We start from the raw sequence: 1770 nt of genomic DNA, 5'->3' as shown, positions 1-1770 counted from the left end.
ATCGAGGCGCAGGCCGTTCTTGCGACCTACGGACAGGATCGGGAGCAGCCTTTGCTGCTGGGGTCGGTCAAGTCGAATCTGGGGCACACCCAGGCCGCGGGTGGCATCGCCGGTGTGATCAAGATGGTCCTGGCGATGCGGCATGGTGTGGTGCCGCGGTCGTTGCACGTCGATGCGCCGTCGCCGCAGGTGGATTGGTCGGCCGGCGCGGTGGAACTCGCGGCGAAGGCGAGCGAATGGCCGGAGGCTGGTCGTCCGCGTCGGGCGGGTGTGTCGTCGTTCGGGGTCAGCGGTACGAATGCGCATGTGATCGTGGAGCAGGCGCCTGAGGTGGAGCCGGAGCCGGTTGTCACGCCGGAGGGGCCGGTGGTGTGGTTGTTGTCGGCGCGTTCACCGGCCGCGCTTCAGGCGCAGATCGAGCGGCTGGCCGCGTACGTCGAGGGGCGGCCGGAGGTGTCGGCGCATGCGGTGGCGGCTGGTCTTGCGCGGCGGGCGTTGTTGCCGTATCGGGCGGTCGCGGTGGGCGGCTCGGTGGATGATCTGGAAGTCCCGCCGGTGCCGGCGACGCCGGGTGGTGTGGTGTGGGTGTTCGCTGGTCAGGGTTGGCAGTGGGAGGGGATGGCTGGCCGGTTGTTGGTGGAGTCGCGGGTGTTCGCGGAGGCGATGGCCGAGTGCGATCAGGCGTTGCGACGATGGACGGGCCGTTCGGTGTTTGAGGCGGTCGATGGTGACGTGCGGGTTGTGCAGCCGTTGATGTGGGCGGTGATGGTGTCTTTGGCTCGGGTGTGGCGGTCGTTGGGGGTGCGTCCGGCGGCGGTGATCGGCCATTCTCAGGGTGAGGTGGCGGCCGCTGTTGTCGCGGGGGCGTTGTCGCTGGAGGAGGGTGCCCGGATCGTGGCGGTGCGGGCGGGGGTGATCGCGGAGTTGTTGTCGGGTCGGGGTGGGATGTTGTCGGTGGCGTTGCCCGCCGGTGAGGTTCGGGCCCGGGTGGCTGAGATTCCGGGTGTGGGTGTGGCGGCGGTCAATGGTCCGGGTTTGTGTGTGGTGTCGGGGGACCGGGCGGCGTTGGAGTCGGTGGACTGGGGTCGGGCGCGTACCCGGTGGGTGGATGTGGATTATGCGTCGCATTCCGGCCAGGTCGAAGCCGTTGAGGACATCCTCAAAGAGCGGCTGGGTGACGTGAAGTTTCACGCCGCTGATGTGCCCTGGTATTCGACGGTGACCGGGGAGTTGGTTGATCCGGTCGGGCTGGACGGCGGCTATTGGTATACGAATCTGCGGGCTGAGGTGTGTTTCGAGGCTGCGGTGCGTTCGGCGGCGGGTGATGGGTTGCGTCGGTTTGTTGAGGTGTCGGCGCATCCGGTGTTGTTGCCGGGGATTGTGGAGACGGTTGATGACTGCGTGGTGACCGGCACGCTGAAGCGGGACGGCGGCGGCTTGTCTGATGTGCTTCGTGCTGCGGCGGTGTTGCATACGGCTGGGGTTTCGGTGGATTGGGCGCCAGTTGTGCCGGCTGTGGCTCCGGCTGATCTGCCGACGTATGCGTTTCAGCGGCAGCGGTTCTGGCTTGATGCCGCTGGTGACGAGCGTTCGGTGTTGCGGCTGGCGGACGGGGGTGTGGTCGTCACCACCAAGGTCTCGACGGCGCTGGAGCCGTGGCTGGCTGATCACGCGGTCCATGGGACGGTGTTGGTGCCGGGGACGCAGTTCGTGGACTGGGCGATCGGTGCGGGTGACCTGGTCGGCGCGCCGGTACTGCGTGAGTTGACG

1 protein-coding gene is annotated in these 1770 nt (G+C 67.8%); it reads left to right on the top strand.

Going from position 1 to position 1770, the window contains the following annotated elements; genetic code table 11:
• On the top strand, positions 1-1770 hold a 1770-nt coding region (locus AB0I34_RS44080), incomplete at its 3' end, for a type I polyketide synthase (RefSeq protein ID WP_360458703.1).

Origin of the sequence: Kribbella sp. NPDC050281, from assembly GCF_040655855.1 — a bacterium.
Lineage (GTDB): Bacteria > Actinomycetota > Actinomycetes > Propionibacteriales > Kribbellaceae > Kribbella.
This window is presented reverse-complemented; position numbering and strand designations above follow the sequence as displayed.